This is a genomic window from Paracoccus spongiarum, from assembly GCF_030732095.1.
GTDB classification, from domain to species: domain Bacteria; phylum Pseudomonadota; class Alphaproteobacteria; order Rhodobacterales; family Rhodobacteraceae; genus Paracoccus; species Paracoccus spongiarum.
Genome location: NZ_JAVAMQ010000061.1, coordinates 1 through 1,171, shown reverse-complemented (window position 1 = coordinate 1,171; position 1,171 = coordinate 1). Strand labels below are relative to the sequence as shown.

The window sequence follows — 1,171 nt, the reverse complement described above, 5'->3', positions numbered from 1 at the left end:
CGTTGTCCCGAAAGCCGCGGCCTGGGGCGGCTTTCGGCGGCGATCACTCGATGATCTTCGAGACCACGCCGGCGCCGACGGTGCGGCCGCCCTCGCGGATGGCGAAGCGCAGCTTCTCTTCCATGGCGATCGGGGCGATCAGCTCGACCTCGAACTTCAGGTTGTCGCCCGGCATCACCATCTCGGTGCCTTCCGGCAGCTTGACGGTGCCGGTCACATCCGTCGTGCGGAAGTAGAATTGCGGCCGGTAGTTCGCGAAGAACGGCGTGTGGCGGCCGCCCTCTTCCTTGGTCAGGATATAGGCCTCGGCCTCGAACTTGGTGTGCGGCTTGACCGAGCCGGGCTTGCACAGCACCTGGCCACGCTCGACCCCGTCGCGGTCCACGCCGCGCAGCAGCGCGCCGATGTTGTCGCCCGCCTCCCCGCGGTCCAGCAGCTTGCGGAACATCTCGACCCCGGTGCAGGTGGTCTTCTTGGTCGGGCGGATGCCGACGATCTCCAGCTCGTCACCCACGTTGACCGCGCCACGCTCGACCCGGCCGGTGACCACGGTGCCGCGGCCCGAGATCGAGAACACGTCCTCGATCGGCATCAGGAACGGCTGGTCCACGGCGCGCTCGGGCGTCGGGATGTACTCGTCGACCGCGGCGATCAGCGCGCGGATCGAATCCTCGCCGATCTCCTTGTCGCGGCCTTCCATCGCCGCCAGCGCCGAGCCCTTGATGATCGGGATGTCGTCGCCCGGATAGTCGTAGGAGGACAGCAGCTCGCGCACCTCCATCTCGACCAGTTCCAGAAGCTCCTCGTCATCCACCTGGTCGACCTTGTTCAGGTAGACGACCATGTAGGGGATGCCGACCTGGCGGCCCAGCAGGATGTGCTCGCGCGTCTGCGGCATCGGGCCGTCGGCCGCGTTCACCACCAGGATCGCGCCGTCCATCTGCGCCGCGCCGGTGATCATGTTCTTGACGTAGTCGGCATGGCCCGGGCAGTCGACATGCGCATAGTGGCGCGCGTCGCTTTCGTATTCCACATGCGCCGTCGAGATGGTGATCCCGCGGGCCTTCTCCTCGGGCGCGCCGTCGATCTGGTCATAGGCGCGGAACTCGCCGAAATACTTCGTGATCGCAGCCGTCAGAGTCGTCTTGCCGTGGTCAACATGGCCGATCGT

The 1,171-nt window shown here is 66.6% G+C and carries 1 protein-coding gene; it reads right to left on the bottom strand.

All coding sequences use genetic code 11. The features are described from left to right. Positions 1-43: 43 nt before the first annotated feature. Positions 44-1,171, bottom strand: a 1,128-nt coding sequence (gene tuf / locus Q5Y72_RS19665) for an elongation factor Tu (RefSeq protein WP_305965076.1), incomplete at its 5' end; no start/stop codon positions are given.